10 protein-coding genes are annotated in these 13,503 nt (G+C 47.1%); 4 read left to right on the top strand and 6 right to left on the bottom strand.

All coding sequences use genetic code 11. From position 1 onward, the window contains the following. Positions 1-152 precede the first annotated feature (152 nt). The 3 genes from BMX45_RS28145 to BMX45_RS28135 all read right to left on the bottom strand — a co-directional run bounded on the left by BMX45_RS28145 (position 153) and on the right by BMX45_RS28135 (position 3,793). Complete coding sequence (locus tag BMX45_RS28145) at positions 153-1,043, bottom strand: carbohydrate ABC transporter permease (RefSeq protein WP_015735575.1); 891 nt, start codon at positions 1,041-1,043, stop codon at positions 153-155. Positions 1,044-1,104: 61 nt separating this feature from the next. Then, positions 1,105-1,995 carry an ABC transporter permease gene (locus tag BMX45_RS28140; RefSeq protein WP_009590468.1) on the bottom strand — a complete coding sequence of 297 codons (891 nt, stop codon included), beginning with the start codon at positions 1,993-1,995 and terminating at the stop codon, positions 1,105-1,107. Positions 1,996-2,092: 97 nt separating this feature from the next. After that, positions 2,093-3,793, bottom strand: a complete 1,701-nt coding sequence (locus tag BMX45_RS28135; RefSeq protein WP_090913773.1) for an extracellular solute-binding protein — start codon at positions 3,791-3,793, stop codon at positions 2,093-2,095. A gap of 430 nt (positions 3,794-4,223) precedes the next feature. On the opposite strand from BMX45_RS28135, the gene BMX45_RS28130 reads away from it, so the two are divergent. Together BMX45_RS28130 and BMX45_RS28125 are read left to right on the top strand one after the other, a co-directional pair. Then, a complete protein-coding gene (locus tag BMX45_RS28130) occupies positions 4,224-5,969 on the top strand; it encodes a sensor histidine kinase (RefSeq protein WP_090913771.1) in 1,746 nt (581 codons plus the stop codon). Further along, positions 5,966-7,390 carry a response regulator transcription factor gene (locus BMX45_RS28125; RefSeq protein ID WP_090913769.1) on the top strand — a complete coding sequence of 475 codons (1,425 nt, stop codon included), beginning with the start codon at positions 5,966-5,968 and terminating at the stop codon, positions 7,388-7,390. Before BMX45_RS28130 ends, BMX45_RS28125 begins: the two co-directional genes overlap by 4 nt. A 543-nt stretch (positions 7,391-7,933) precedes the next feature. On the opposite strand, the gene BMX45_RS28115 is transcribed toward BMX45_RS28125, so the two are convergent. Next, the gene (locus BMX45_RS28115) at positions 7,934-8,287 is read right to left on the bottom strand and encodes a DoxX family protein (RefSeq protein ID WP_090913765.1); all 354 of its coding nucleotides are present in this window, start codon (positions 8,285-8,287) and stop codon (positions 7,934-7,936) included. A 139-nt stretch (positions 8,288-8,426) separates the two neighbouring features. Between BMX45_RS28115 and BMX45_RS28110 the strand changes: the two genes are divergently transcribed. After that, positions 8,427-8,795 carry a winged helix-turn-helix transcriptional regulator gene (locus BMX45_RS28110; protein WP_090913763.1) on the top strand — a complete coding sequence of 123 codons (369 nt, stop codon included), beginning with the start codon at positions 8,427-8,429 and terminating at the stop codon, positions 8,793-8,795. Positions 8,796-9,091: 296 nt separating this feature from the next. Here BMX45_RS28110 and BMX45_RS28105 read toward each other — a convergent pair whose 3' ends face one another. After that, on the bottom strand, positions 9,092-10,474 hold the full coding sequence (locus BMX45_RS28105; protein ID WP_090913760.1) for an ADP-ribosylglycohydrolase family protein: 1,383 nt from the start codon (positions 10,472-10,474) through the stop codon (positions 9,092-9,094). Positions 10,475-10,581: 107 nt separating this feature from the next. Further along, on the bottom strand, positions 10,582-11,439 hold the full coding sequence (locus tag BMX45_RS28100) for a helix-turn-helix transcriptional regulator (protein ID WP_090913758.1): 858 nt from the start codon (positions 11,437-11,439) through the stop codon (positions 10,582-10,584). A 299-nt stretch (positions 11,440-11,738) separates the two neighbouring features. Here BMX45_RS28100 and BMX45_RS28095 point away from each other — a divergent pair, with 299 nt between their 5' ends. Beyond that, positions 11,739-13,400: an extracellular solute-binding protein gene (locus tag BMX45_RS28095; RefSeq protein WP_090913756.1), complete on the top strand. Its 1,662-nt coding sequence runs from the start codon at positions 11,739-11,741 to the stop codon at positions 13,398-13,400. Positions 13,401-13,503 lie beyond the last annotated feature (103 nt).

Below are 13,503 nucleotides of genomic sequence, written 5' to 3'. Positions count from 1 at the left end.
CCAAGATAATGAGGTTGTCTGTACATAGGATAAACATTGTACATGCGATGGAAGTAATGATACGTATCCCGGCGCATATTTTCAGTATGTTTATATATAAATGAAAAGAAAATGGTACGGATCTCTAAAAGCCGCCGTCATGGGTGGAGGAGCTACTCTTTGACTGAACCCAGCGTAATCCCGTGAATGAAGAAGCGCTGGAGGAACGGATAGACGATGAGGACAGGCAGCATCGCAATGAAGATCTTGGCAGCATCGAGTGTCCGGTTGGATAACTCAGACAAGCGACGATACTGGTCCTCGGACATCGTCGAGGGATCGACCGAGACGACAAGCTGCTGGATATACGTTTGGAGTGGATAGAATTGCTCACGGGACATGAAGATCAGACCGTACAAGAATTCATTCCAGTGATACACGATACTGAACAACGAGACGGTCGCCAGCACTGGCACGGCCAGCGGGATGTAGATCTTGAACAGGATGTACCATGGTCCCGCGCCGTCGACAAGGGCAGCTTCATCCAGCTCCTTGGGCAGGTTGCGAAAGAAGTTCATCGTGAGGATGACGTTGAAGACAAGTGTCTGCGCGCCGCCGACCAGGACAAGTGCCCAGATGCTGTTCAGCATGTTGAGCTCTTTGACTGTCAGATACAGCGGGATCAGCCCCCCGTTGAACAACATCGTGAAAATGAGAATCCACATGAATACATTGCGCCCCTTGAACTCTTTCGCAGTCCGCGAGAGCGGGTAAGACATGAGCACAACCATGATAAAATTGAGCATAACTCCCAGCAGCACTCGCTGGGTCGAGGTCCAGAAGGACCGGAAGAACTGTTGATCATTGAGAATCTGGGCATATGCGTTGAGATTGAAATCGACCGGCCATAGCCAGACCTTACCGGCCGCAGCGGCAGAGTTGGAGCTAAGCGAAAGGGAGAGGGTGTACCAGATCGGCAGGATGCATGACAAAGTAATGCCTATCAGGACAACAATCAGTATAATATCCGTCACACGGTTGCCGAACGTCCGGTCTCTGACCACGGTCAGCACCTCCTACTCTAGTTGGAATGGGATGGGTTTATATCTGCAACAGGATGAATCCTTAGAATATGCGATAGTTAACAAAACGGTAAGCCAGATAATACGAGACGGATATCAGCAGGAAGCCCACAACGGACTTCAGCAGGCCGACTGCGGTCGCAAGTTCATATTGCAGGTTGAGCAAACCTGTACGATAGACCCAGGTGTCAATAATATCACCAGTAGAATAGACAAGAGGGTTGTACAGATTGAAGATCTGGTCAAAGCCCGCGTTAAGCACATTACCCAAGCTGAGAACCGTAAGCAATACGGCTGTCGTGCGGATCCCGGGCAGCGTGATGTGCCAGAGACTTCTCCAGCGTCCTGCGCCATCGATGTTGGCAGCTTCGTACAGTGCGGGGTTGATCCCGGTAAGCGCGGCAAGATAGATAATAGTGCCAAAACCGAATTCCTTCCAGACGTCACTGCCGACAACGAGGAACGGAAACAGCTGGGAATCGGCAAAGAACAGCTTGGGCTGGAATCCGAACAAGGCAGTCAGTTGATTGACGGGTCCGTTATAGGAGAACAGATCAAGTACAATGCCCCCCAGAATAACCCAAGACAAAAAGTGGGGCAGATAGACGATGGTCTGAATCCAGCGTCTGAGAATCATCAGACGCAGCTCATTGAGCATGAGTGCAAACAACAGAGGCGCAATCAGATTGGCGACAATCTTCATGGACGCGATCACAAGCGTATTGCTGAAGACTTCCTGCGTATCCTTCAGCAATAACATATACTTGAAGTGCTCAAGCCCTGCCCAATCCGAGCCCAGGATACCTTTGCCTGGATTAAAATATTGGAACGAAATGATGATGCCGAACATCGGTACGATGCTGAAGACGAACAGCCATAGAAATCCCGGGATCAGCATCAGATAATAATGTTTGGCGAAGCCTTTCATACGCATGACAGCACTCCCTTCCCCGAATCCTGCATCGAGTGTTCCAGAGCTCCTGACGGGTGCCGGGAGCTCTGGCTATGTGGTTCGTAGTATGACCATAAGATCACTGCGCAAGCGCGTCCTTGACCTCCTGGGTAATCTGGTCGCCGCCTTGACGTTTCCAGTTCTCGACGAAGGAGTCGAAAGTCTCCAGTGGAGCCGCACCCATGATGATGCGCAGGAAAGTCTCGTCCTCTAACTTGCGCAGATTCACCCAACGGCTCTCCATTAACGGCGTCTGTTCATACAGAAGACTGGGCACCTCCTCAAACTCGGTATCAACCAGCGGCCTGCCGCCCACCATGATAGAGTACGCCCGAGTCCATGCTCCCCAGTTCGCTTCAGGGTTCCATGTTGAAAGATCCATAGAATCGTAAGGCTCGTTTTTGATCGTCTTGATGCTTGCGATGTCCGAAGGCAGCAGTTTGTAGGCCTTGTCATTTGCAAAATCCTCGGCGGTTTTATTGCCTGCCAGCACATCACGGAGGGCTTTGACTGTAAATTCAATTTCGTCGGATGGTGCGTATACCACGCGGAGCGGGTAGTAACCAGGACCGCCTTTGCTCGGGTCAAAGGTGTTCTCTTGCTCGTTTTTAAACAAATTGTTTAGCAATTTCATAGGAACTTCCGGATGCTCGTAATCTTTCCGAACCACCACAAACTCAGTAGAAGGTGTAGCAGCATGTGGTCTAAATTCGCCATTTTGATTCAAAGGCAGAGCATAAGCCTGCCAATTGGCTTCGGCATCATTTTTTACGGCATTGGTTAGCGGGCCGTAAGCCATCCACCATGGCGCAAAGAACATTCCGGATTTTCCGGCGATAATGGGCTCATCCGCTTTGTTACGAACACCCATCTCTGGATCAATTAGTCCTTTGGAATACAAATCTCTTAAACTAGCTAACGCCTCACGAGTCTCCGGCAGGATTGAGCCGTATACAGGGCTGCCATCCTCGCCCTCGAGCCAGTATCCAGGGAAGGAGTCATGCGCGGAGAAAATTGCGTCAAAACCGTATAAATTGTTCTTCGACTCAAGGAAGTTCGCATACAGCTTGCCGCCACTTTCCGGTCCGGTGATCCCAATCGTATCACGCTGACCGTTACCATCAGGATCTTTTTCGACGAAAGCACGGGCGACTTCCTCAAGTTCTGCCATCGTGGTTGGCGGTTCAAGGTTCAGCTTATCCAGCCAGTCCTGCCGGATCCACAAGAGGTGAATGCCATCTGCATTGGCTTGCACACCCGGAAGGGCCATGATTTTGCCATCGAATGTTACCGCATCCAAGGCAGCACCGTTGGTGTTTTCAATGATTGTCTTTATATCCGGGGATGCATATTGCTCATACACCTCCGTTAAATCGGCAATTTGGTCGGCTTCGACCAATTGGCGCAGCTCAACGGCATTGACGACCATAGCATCCGGCAAATCGTTACTTGCAATGGCGAGACTAATTCTCTGACGAAGATTCTGGCCGGAGGCAGCGAATTGATGATCGACGTCCACATTAAGCGCTTCCTTAATTTGACGAGTGTATTGATTGTTGAGCGGCGTGTCGCCAGGGGGCAATTCATTATCGGTGGGATCGATTTCAATACTGATGCTGATCTGGACAGGTTCTTCGTAGCGGCCAAATGGATCGGCGGGTTCGCTGGACTCCGCGCTTTTCTCCGGTGCAGCCGGCGTGTTATTCGTTGGATTGCTGCAAGCTGCTAGAACGAGAAAACAGGCCAGAAAAAGCGCTAACGTTTTTGACTTGTTTTTCATAATTACACCCCTTCTTTCAGATGAATGGAATAACTATTCGTATGAACCATTTAACTCTAACACAATGAAACCGCCTACATGGATAGAAGGTGGTTTCCAAATGAGGGGGTCATATGTACAAAAATTCACGGCTGTTGCGGGTGGTTGGACATTTCACCCACTAAGGAGAAGACATTTGTCTACCCGTGATTTTTTCATTTGAACGATAACGGCTTTGGCACCTGATTGATTGAAATCTTTGCTCAATAATCCGTTTTTTTTGTGTTATATTCTAGAAGGATTTTTTCGCCTGTTTCTGATTATGCACGTCATAGACCATATGATTCAAAGAAAGGAGGAGCCATTTTCAATGAGATCTAGGGCCCTGAGAAACGATATGGGGAGCCCGAGTTTACAGAAACTTCACTAAGTAATCGATGGGGATGAAACGATGAAACCGGAAAAGGATTGGAAGTCCCGCCTGAAGCGATTGACCTTGAAAAATCGAATTCTTTTACTGTTTGCCGCAGCAACATTGATCCCTTTCATCTGCACCTGCTATCTTTCATACAACACCATTACATCCATTCTGAATACGAAGCTGCAATCCGGCATTCAAAGCAATTTGAAGCAGGTCCGATTGTCGCTTGAGAACACGCTGAACAATCTGAATCACGTTTCCCAACAACTGACCTTTAAGGGGAATGTCGGCAGGCAGCTTGAGAAGTTTTTGATGGCCAAGCAGCCGTACGACCGGAGTTATCTGACGGATGAAATCAAAAACCAGCTGAATCTAATCACGTTCACCAATCCCAATGTCGGATTAACGCTGTATTATTTACGCGACGATCAGGCCACTCTTTTTGAGAATACAGGCATGAAACAGCCATTCGATATCGATGACCTTCCCATCATAGCAGCGTATTATGGCATTACCTATTTTGGACCGCATATCAGTAATGATCGATTCAACAATCAATATGTGCTTTCCGCCTTGCGAAAAGTTGATTTGCCGGAGAGGGAAGATGCCTATGTCTACATTGAGTCCGGTTTCAAGCTGACGCAGAGCATTCTTGATTTGGATGAAGTCAGCAAGCATACCAATCATTTAATTCTGGACAACAACGGAAGAATTTCATACAGCGAGCTTCAAGATGTCTTTCCTGAAAATTCATTTTTTTCGGACGCACTAGCGCCTTCCCTGGTAACAGGTATTACGTCCGACTATTATTGGTATCGACAAGTCAGCAATCAGGGCTGGAGTGTGGTCTCGCTTATTGCGAAATCCGACTACAACCGCGAGAAAAATCGCTGGATGATGCAGATGCTGGGGCTGGCGCTGTTGTTCGCTGTAGTCAGTCTGACGATTGGCTGGCTTCTATGGAAAATGGTGTACCGGCCGCTGTCGCGCTTTAATAAGGAGATCAAATCGATAGCGGGCAGCAATTTTAATGCGGCTGCCACGCAATCGCGCATCCCGGAATTTGAGATGTTGTTAAACCAATTTCAACATATGAAGGTTCAGATCACGCAGCTGTATTCTGAAGTCAAGGCCAAGGAGAAGCGCAGAGCGGATCTGGAGATCGAGAAGCTTCAGTATCAGATTAATCCGCATTTTCTGATGAATACGCTGGATACCGCGCACTGGCTTGCCGTTATGAACGGTCAGGAGGAGATCGACAGGCTAGTCACTTCGTTGAACAAACTGCTTTATTACAATCTCCGCAAAGGCAACAGTGTCGCGACGATCAGGGATGAAATTGACTCGCTGAAGCAATATCTCATTCTCCAGCAGATTCGATACAATTTTCAGTTCGATGTCAATATTCACGTGGACGACGCATTACTTGAAGTGACGGTTCCTAGATTCATTCTGCAGCCGTTGGTTGAAAACTCGCTGTATCACGGATTAGATGATAACGGCAGAATCGAGGTGGTGGTTAGAAAGAATGACAGACTTGAGATCGAAATTCGAGATAATGGCGGGGGGATCTCTGAGGAAAAGATTGAGGCATTGCTTGAGCAGGAACAGACTGAGCGCCATCGAGTGGGAATGGGAATCGGACTGAATTACGTCAAACGAATGTTAGAATTTCATTACGAAGGGAAAGCGAGTCTTACGGTAACAAGCGAGCTTGGCAAAGGTACCCGCATCATCATTTCGATACAAATCAAGGAGGAGGATTTAACGAAATGATCCATGTTCTCATCGTAGACGACGACAAGCTTGTACGTAAGGGACTGATCTCCTTTTTGCCATGGGAATCGTTCGGAATGAAAGTTGTAGGCGAAGCTGCCAACGGGGAGAAGGCGCTCGATTTTCTGAAAGCGAATCGGGTGGATCTGTTAATGACCGATCTGGCCATGCCGGTGATGTCGGGCATCGAATTAATTCGGGTTGTGCGAAAGCAATATCCGAATATCGCGATCGCCGTGCTGACGCTTCATCAGGATTTTGAATACATCCAGGAAGCACTGCGATTGGGTGCCATTGATTACATTGCCAAGGTAGAGCTTGAAAAGGAACAGTTCGAAGAAGTGTTTCAGCGCATTCACTCGCGCATTGTGGAAGTGAAGCAGAAGGGCAAGAATGAGTCGGATTCGATCGTGGCGGCTTGTTCTTGCGATACGGCCTATGCGCTACTGACGTACCCGGATGAGTCATTAACAAGCAAAATGGTAGCGGATTTCGTTTCATTGGGCTGGACAGCTGAATCGGATGGATCTATTCTGATGTGGCTGACGGATCTTGCCAAGGAGTCTCAGTCTCATGGCAATGACGAAGAAAACCCGTTGCCGCCGCTTCCAGACGGAACGCGCAGCACCGGATGGCATATGGTAAGGCTAAGGCATACAGCCGATTTATCTCCATCCGAGCTGCTTCAACGAATACGGGCCTACCGGAGCAGAGATTTTTTCTACGACTGCGACGGCAATGAGCCCTATCCGATGGAGAAGTCCGTCATGGAGCTGCTGTCGGAACATCCTGAACCGGGAGAAGAAGAGACAGCCAAAGTGAAGGAATTACTACACGCCTTCACATGGGTTCATGACGATGAAGCCTTTGATAAGCTTTGTAGTCGATTGAAAAAACTGCGTATCCCCGTCTCCAAGCTAATGCAATGGATCTATGGATGTATGGTTGACTGGAACCGGCTTTATAGAGCGATACAACCTGATGATATCAAGATGCCTGACACATTTACGTGCTGGCGGGAGGTTGCGGACTGGCTGAAACAATTCAGGGAAAATGGGATAACGCTGTCAGGCAGCCTGCAGCTGAGCCCCGAAGTGAGCGGCAGCATTATGACCGCGGTCAAAATCGTGCACGACGAACTTGAGTTGCCGTTATTCGCTATCGATGTCGCGAAGCGGGTCAATCTGAGCCGAAGCTACTTCTATCAATGTTTCAAAGAAATCGTTGGCTATTCCTTCAATGAATATCTGCGCAAGGTACGGATCGATAAGGCGCGGGAATATCTGGAACAGACGGCCAGGCCAATTGTCTGGATTGCTAAGCAAACCGGATACGAGGATGAGAAATATTTCAGCAGAACTTTTCGAGAGCAGACAGGCATGCTGCCGAGCGAATATAGACAGCGGTATAAGGCGAGGTAGGCACTACTTAGACTCCTAAAATACTAAAATTATTTTGTTACAAACCTTAACTGTGATAAAATGAAATTATCAATAAATGGAAGGGATTGATAATATGAACTTATCGATCTTAGCTCTTATTCTTGTTGGGATAATCACTATCTATGCCATTGCATTTACAATGATAATTAAGCTGCTTGGCCGGAAATTTAAAGACAAATCCAATATGTATTTTCTATATGCATTGATTATCTTGGTTATCCAATCATATCTTATAATTAAGGATTTTTTAGGAAACCAGCCTCTAAGTTCAGTCAATACTTTATTCTTCTTCATGGCGTTTATGCTGATTTTCCAAGGAATAAAACGAAGAAAATCAAATATGTAGCAAGATCCATAAGCCACTTGGAAAGGAACCAGGTGGCTTATTGATGTCGTGTACAATTCATCAGCCTTCTAACACATTTTTCACCACATAAAATAATGGAAATTACAGAAATGGGTCGATTCTCTGATACTATATTCACTACTGCATGATTATATCCAGCTTCGGCAGATAATGATTTAAAAACGACCGATCACAATAAATACAGTGAACACAAAGAAGACAATGTTTACGACTATTTCTCGATGCTCTTTTCGTGCAACATGGAATAGGGCGCCGAGAAGAACGATTGTGGCAAGTCCGGCAGCGGCTATGGGCGTCAATATGGGCGCAATATTCAATGCTTGAGGCAGAATGAGTCCGAATGCCCCTACCAATTCGACAACCCCGATAAAGACAACAAACGCTTTGGGAACATCTTTCACCCATCCCCAAGACGCTCTGGCTCCTTCAAACTGAAACGCCTTTAACCACCCTGAGTAGACAAACCCCAGCGCAGAAAGTCCTTGAATAATCCATAATGCGATATTCATGAATGATGATAACCCCCTTATTACTTATTTAAATTCTCTGAGGTTATAATAGTCTAGTAATCGGGTTCAATGAAGTAGGCACTTTATTTAAACATAGTGAATAAAAAGTTACCTAAGGTACAGGGAAGCGGGGAGTTCAATGAAAGAGTATTGTAAATTTGAATCAGCGCTTGATATTTTGGTGGGGAAATGGAAGCCCGTCATTTTGCTTCAACTGATTTCCAACGGAACTATGAGATTCAGCGAGCTTCAAAAATCGATACCGGGTATAAACAAAAAAATGCTTACCCAACAGTTAAGAGAGCTTGAGTATAACGATATTGTACATCGAGAGGTTTATAACCAAATCCCTCCGAAAGTAGAGTATTCAATTTCCGAGTATGGCAAAGGTTTAAGCTCGGTACTAGAGGCATTGAACAATTGGGGTGCAGCCCATACGGAGCATATGATTACACTGTATGGAGTAGATCGTTCAAGGTATGAAACCGAGTCAACCGATTATAAATAAGGCGGGCAAATGGCGGCTACTTCCAGCTCCACCGGAAAAACCGTGTAGTAAGCACAACAGATACAATCGCAATGCCGATCAAATCAGCGTCATCGAAGCCATATTTCGTAATGGGCTCTTCAGTCCACGTCCCCCGCAACAACTGAATGACGTGGTGGGTGTATTTTTGCTAAAGCAGAACGATAGCTGAATAAAAATGAGAAGGCAGCTGGTCAGAGCGATCAGTTGCCTTCTTAAGTGAACGGGATATTTTGGTTTTACATTATATCATTATACTCGATTCATCCTAAATCATGTTAATGCTGCAATTGTCGGAAGACACGATAGCTTCTTTGCGCGCATTCGGAGATGGCAATGGGGTGGAAGCCACTGACATCGGCAAACAACGTATCGTTTAGCGGCGAGATCCAATTCTCTGGAAGCGCCGCTGCTCCAAGCGATGCGCCAAGAATGGAACCGACGGTGGCGCCATTGCAGTCGGTATCCCAGCCACCAAGTACGGCTGTCGTAATGCCTTTCTCGAAATCCCCGCCGGAATGAATGAGCGCAGCCGCGCATAATGCAGCATTATTATTGGTATGAACAGGGTGATAGTGCTTAAATGCTTCCCATATTTTACTCACCAAATCTAATGGGTCTTCCGTTTCCTCAGCAATGTTGACCGCTAATGCGATATCTTCTGCAAGTCGGCTGCGTTTCGGAATTTCACTCAATCCGATCTCAACAATTCGCTTCATGTCACGTTCAACGAATGCGGCGGCAATCATAGCCGAGCAAAACATAGCGCCGTAAATACCATTCTTCACGTGGGAGAAGGAAGCGTCCCGCCAAGCAAGTTCAGCTGCAAGCTGGGGCTGGCCGGCAGCACCGTATGCATAGCCGTCTACACGGATTTGGGCGCCGATCCATTCGCGGTAGGGATTTAAATAAGAACGACCCCAATGGATATGTTTCTCCCAGTCGTCTGGCTGATCGCCGCTAATATGTGAAGTGACCCGAGCGAAATTAAGATAGGACTGCGCTTCAGCCGTGAATACCTGCCCGAATGACAAATGACGATGCCACAGCTTGCCCACGTCCCAAGAGTTGAAATCGAGCCCGCGTTCCTCAAGCATGAGCAGACCGAGAACGGTATATCGAACATCATCGTCCGTTTCCATAAAGCGAATGTTATCCCGGCAGCTGGCCAAGCTGCTCCACCTTGCTATCTCGATACCGTACTCGGCTTCTGCTGTTGATTCGCCCGGTGTATAGTGGCGAATCGGCCATTCCCCTGCGCCTTCGAACCACAACTTCACATTGTGCCAGCCGGGTCTTCCGCCCGAGCCTTGCATGAAGGAAGGAGCTTCGAGGGGTTTTCCGAGCGCACAACCAGCCGAACGGCCGAGCCAGGCACCATGAAATTTATCCTGCCATTTAAGTTCATCCCAGTTTCCGGATAAGAATCTCGGTCCAACCGGACGTTCGGCGCGAATGGCTTCCAATTCCGACGGCTCGATATACTTGAAATCCGCACGTGGTTCAAGAGCCATTAAAGCCTGGTATACGTCCATTAGCTTTGCTTCGTCTGTGCCGGCTGCTTCCAAACGCTCGGACATCCCCTCAACAGTACAGCCTTCTTCTCCTCGCTGTTTGATCTCATCCCGAACTAATTCCCTCAGTCCAATCCATCTCGTCATCAAGGTTTGCCCTCCTGAAATCCATGTAATCAAAATATGCCTTGATTATAACCAGTCATGACGTCAATGGCTTCTCAAATGATGTAAGCATTATTCTCATTATTTGCTCATTCCGTCATCCCTCTAGATTGCCGATAACGGATCGGAGACAGGCCGACTGTCTCTTTAAAAGCGCGATAAAAGGTTGGCAAGCTCTGAAAGCCGCATACGAATGCAATATCGGCAACAGCTTTGTCCGTTCCTGCCAATTCCCGCTTGGCAGCCTGAACACGCAGCAAGGAAACATATTGCGAGAAGCGATAACCGGTCGTTTCCAGAAACGCCCGACTCACTCGCGAGACGCTTAAACCAAGTTCCTCAGCCAATTCCCTTAAGCTAACCGGTTCGTGGAAACGATGCTCGACCAAAGCGGCCAGCGATTGCGCCTGGCGAACAGAATGTACCATATGATGACGCTCATCATCGGTCAGCAAACCGTCGTAATGTCGAAGAAGACGGCCGCACAGCTGAATGAGCGCGCTTTTGGCCATTGCCAGATAACCTGGGGACTTATCCCGCAGTTCTTCCGCTATAGCCAGCACCCAAGGCGTGAGCTGTTTGGCGAGCGGCGAGCCGCCCATAATATGATTGCAAAAATGAGTGGAGCGATAGGAGAATGGCAGCAGAAGACCTGGCTCCTCCGCTAGCAGCAGCGCGGGATCAAAATTAATAAAAAGATAGCGGCTCGGGTCATCGGGGGCAGATTGGGCAATATGCCGTTCATCATTGTTGACCAGAAATAAGTCGCCAGGTTTTGCTGCATATTGTTTGTTGCCAAAGAAAAAGTAGCCTTTGCCTGTTAAACAGAGTCCGATCTCCAGACTTGCGTGCACATGAGGCGGCTGCCGATCAGTTGCAGGGGTCCATTCGAAAGCATTGATAGCAATGGGATGGTCATAGGCAATATGAAGTCTCGTTATGTCCAACGCCTCCAGACAATCATGAATTTATATGCTAAGTATATAGACAAGGGATGCCTTCAACCAGATCCTGTTATTTACTTTCATACATACATTCTGAGGTGTTTCTAAATGAAAAGTAAAAAACGCTGCCGTTGTATAAGCGAATCATGGGGATTATTCACTTTTTGCCTGGTGTCAAGAGGTGTATACGAAAGTAAAGACTAGTATATAGAACAGCGGGGGGCTTCTTTCTATACTGGAATTATGAAAGACTGCAATACAATTTGCAGAAAACTAAACGAAATATACCGGAGGGGTTATATTTGAAGAGCAAAAAGGCACTTGCCATGATCTCCTTGACGCTTGCGTTGGCGGTTTCAGGCTGCGGCTTCAAAACGTCGTCTGAGCCAAGTCCACCTGGAAATTCCAAGGAACCGACCGAAATAGCAGGCACAGGAAACAGCAATGATGTCATTGAGGTTTCAACGGTTTCGCCAAGCGATCCTTACTTGAAATTTGACGAAGGGGAAAGTTTCGACAAAAACTCTGTATATGATGCTTATGAAAAAGATATCGGTGTCAAAATTACAAACAAATGGATTGCCGATATAAGCCAATTTAAGGAAAAGGTGAAAATCGCAATTGCATCCAATGATATTCCGGATTTCATGCTTGTCAATGCTACACAGCTTAAAGAGTTAACCGAAGCGGATATGATTATGGATTTGACAGAGATTTATGATCAGCATGCAACGGAAGAAACGAAAAAGTTTCTGACCATGGACGGCGGCATGCAAATGAAAACAGCGATGATCGACGGGAAAATGATGGGCATTCCGAGCTCATACAATCCATTCAACTATCAGTACTTGTTCGTTCGTACGGACTGGCTGAAAGAACTGAACCTGCCTGAGCCTAAAACGATGGATGATTTCATTAAAATTGCCGAAGCGTTCAAAGCGAAGAATCCTGGCGGTACAAAACAAGCTTACGGTATTGCGGTCAGCAAGAATCCATTTAGCATAGAGACAGGCGTTACCGGTCTGAGAGCGTTCTTGAACGGCTACCATGCTTATGAAAACATCTGGATGGAAGACGGGAACGGCGGTTTGATGAACAGTGATATTCAGCCTGAGATGAAGCAGGCTCTTGCAGCGCTGCAAGACATGTTCAAAAAAGGGTTGATTGATCCTGAGTTTGCCGTTAAAGATACGGAAAAAGCCGCTGAGCTGATCTACGACGGCAGCATCGGCATGGTATTCGGCGCTTCCTGGACACCGGCGCAGCTTGTGCAGGGCGCTGTGAAAGACGGCAAGGTTGTTCAAGAATGGGGAGCGTTCCCGATCCCTTCAATCGATAACAAGCTTACTTTGAATCAAATCGGCCTTGGCGTTGACGAGTACTATGTTATTTCTAAGCAAGCCAAGCATCCTGAAGGCGCAATCCGTTTGCTGAACCAATGGATCATTGTTAACAATCATCCGACAGAAGAGCAGAAGGTATACACCAGAGGTAAAGACCGTGTGGAAAAAGGCAACAATTACTGGCTGCTTAACCCGCTTCGTGTAGGCAAACAGTTTGACAATAACGGAGAAATCCTGCCTAAAGCCATTGAAAACAAAGACGAAAGCATCCTTGAAACAGAAGACCAAAAAACGCGTTATGCGCGCGCTATGCAATACGTTGAAGGCGATACAAGCATGTGGTGGGAATATTTAATCTCCGGTCCTAATGGAGCCTTGTCGTATATTCCGGAAATTCAAAAGAACAAGCAATACCTGCAAAACAAGTTCTACGGAGCACCTACTCCAGCAATGGCAGACCGTCAAGAAATTTTAACGAAGAAACGTGATGAAATATTCATCAAGATCATGATGAACCAAGTATCCGTAGACGAATTCGACAAATTCGTTGAAGAGTGGAAGAAGCTTGGCGGCGATGAAATCACGAAAGAAGTTAACGAGTGGTATAAATCGCTTCAATAGAATCTGTGGCGGAGGGAGGGGGTGATTCTATGCAATCCCTCCTTTTTTTAAGAACAATTAGGTTCTTGAGTAAAAATGCACAGCATGAAAAGTGAATCAGCGA

It is taken from the genome of Paenibacillus sp. cl141a (assembly GCF_900109305.1).
Taxonomy (GTDB): Bacteria; Bacillota; Bacilli; order Paenibacillales; family Paenibacillaceae; genus Paenibacillus_AQ; species Paenibacillus_AQ lautus_A.
The sequence above is the reverse complement of the archived record's forward strand: the minus strand, read 5'-3'. Positions and strand labels throughout refer to the sequence as shown.

Excerpts from the sequence above, each read along its gene's own strand:
- BMX45_RS28130 (WP_090913771.1), top strand. The coding sequence starts at position 4,224 with ATGAAACCGGAAAAGGATTGGAAGTCCCGCCTGAAGCGATTGACCTTG.
- BMX45_RS28110 (WP_090913763.1), top strand. The coding sequence starts at position 8,427 with ATGAAAGAGTATTGTAAATTTGAATCAGCGCTTGATATTTTGGTGGGG.
- BMX45_RS28125 (WP_090913769.1), top strand. The coding sequence starts at position 5,966 with ATGATCCATGTTCTCATCGTAGACGACGACAAGCTTGTACGTAAGGGA.
- BMX45_RS28105 (WP_090913760.1), bottom strand. The coding sequence starts at position 10,474 with ATGACGAGATGGATTGGACTGAGGGAATTAGTTCGGGATGAGATCAAA.
- BMX45_RS28135 (WP_090913773.1), bottom strand. The coding sequence starts at position 3,793 with ATGAAAAACAAGTCAAAAACGTTAGCGCTTTTTCTGGCCTGTTTTCTC.
- BMX45_RS28140 (WP_009590468.1), bottom strand. The coding sequence starts at position 1,995 with ATGCGTATGAAAGGCTTCGCCAAACATTATTATCTGATGCTGATCCCG.
- BMX45_RS28115 (WP_090913765.1), bottom strand. The coding sequence starts at position 8,287 with ATGAATATCGCATTATGGATTATTCAAGGACTTTCTGCGCTGGGGTTT.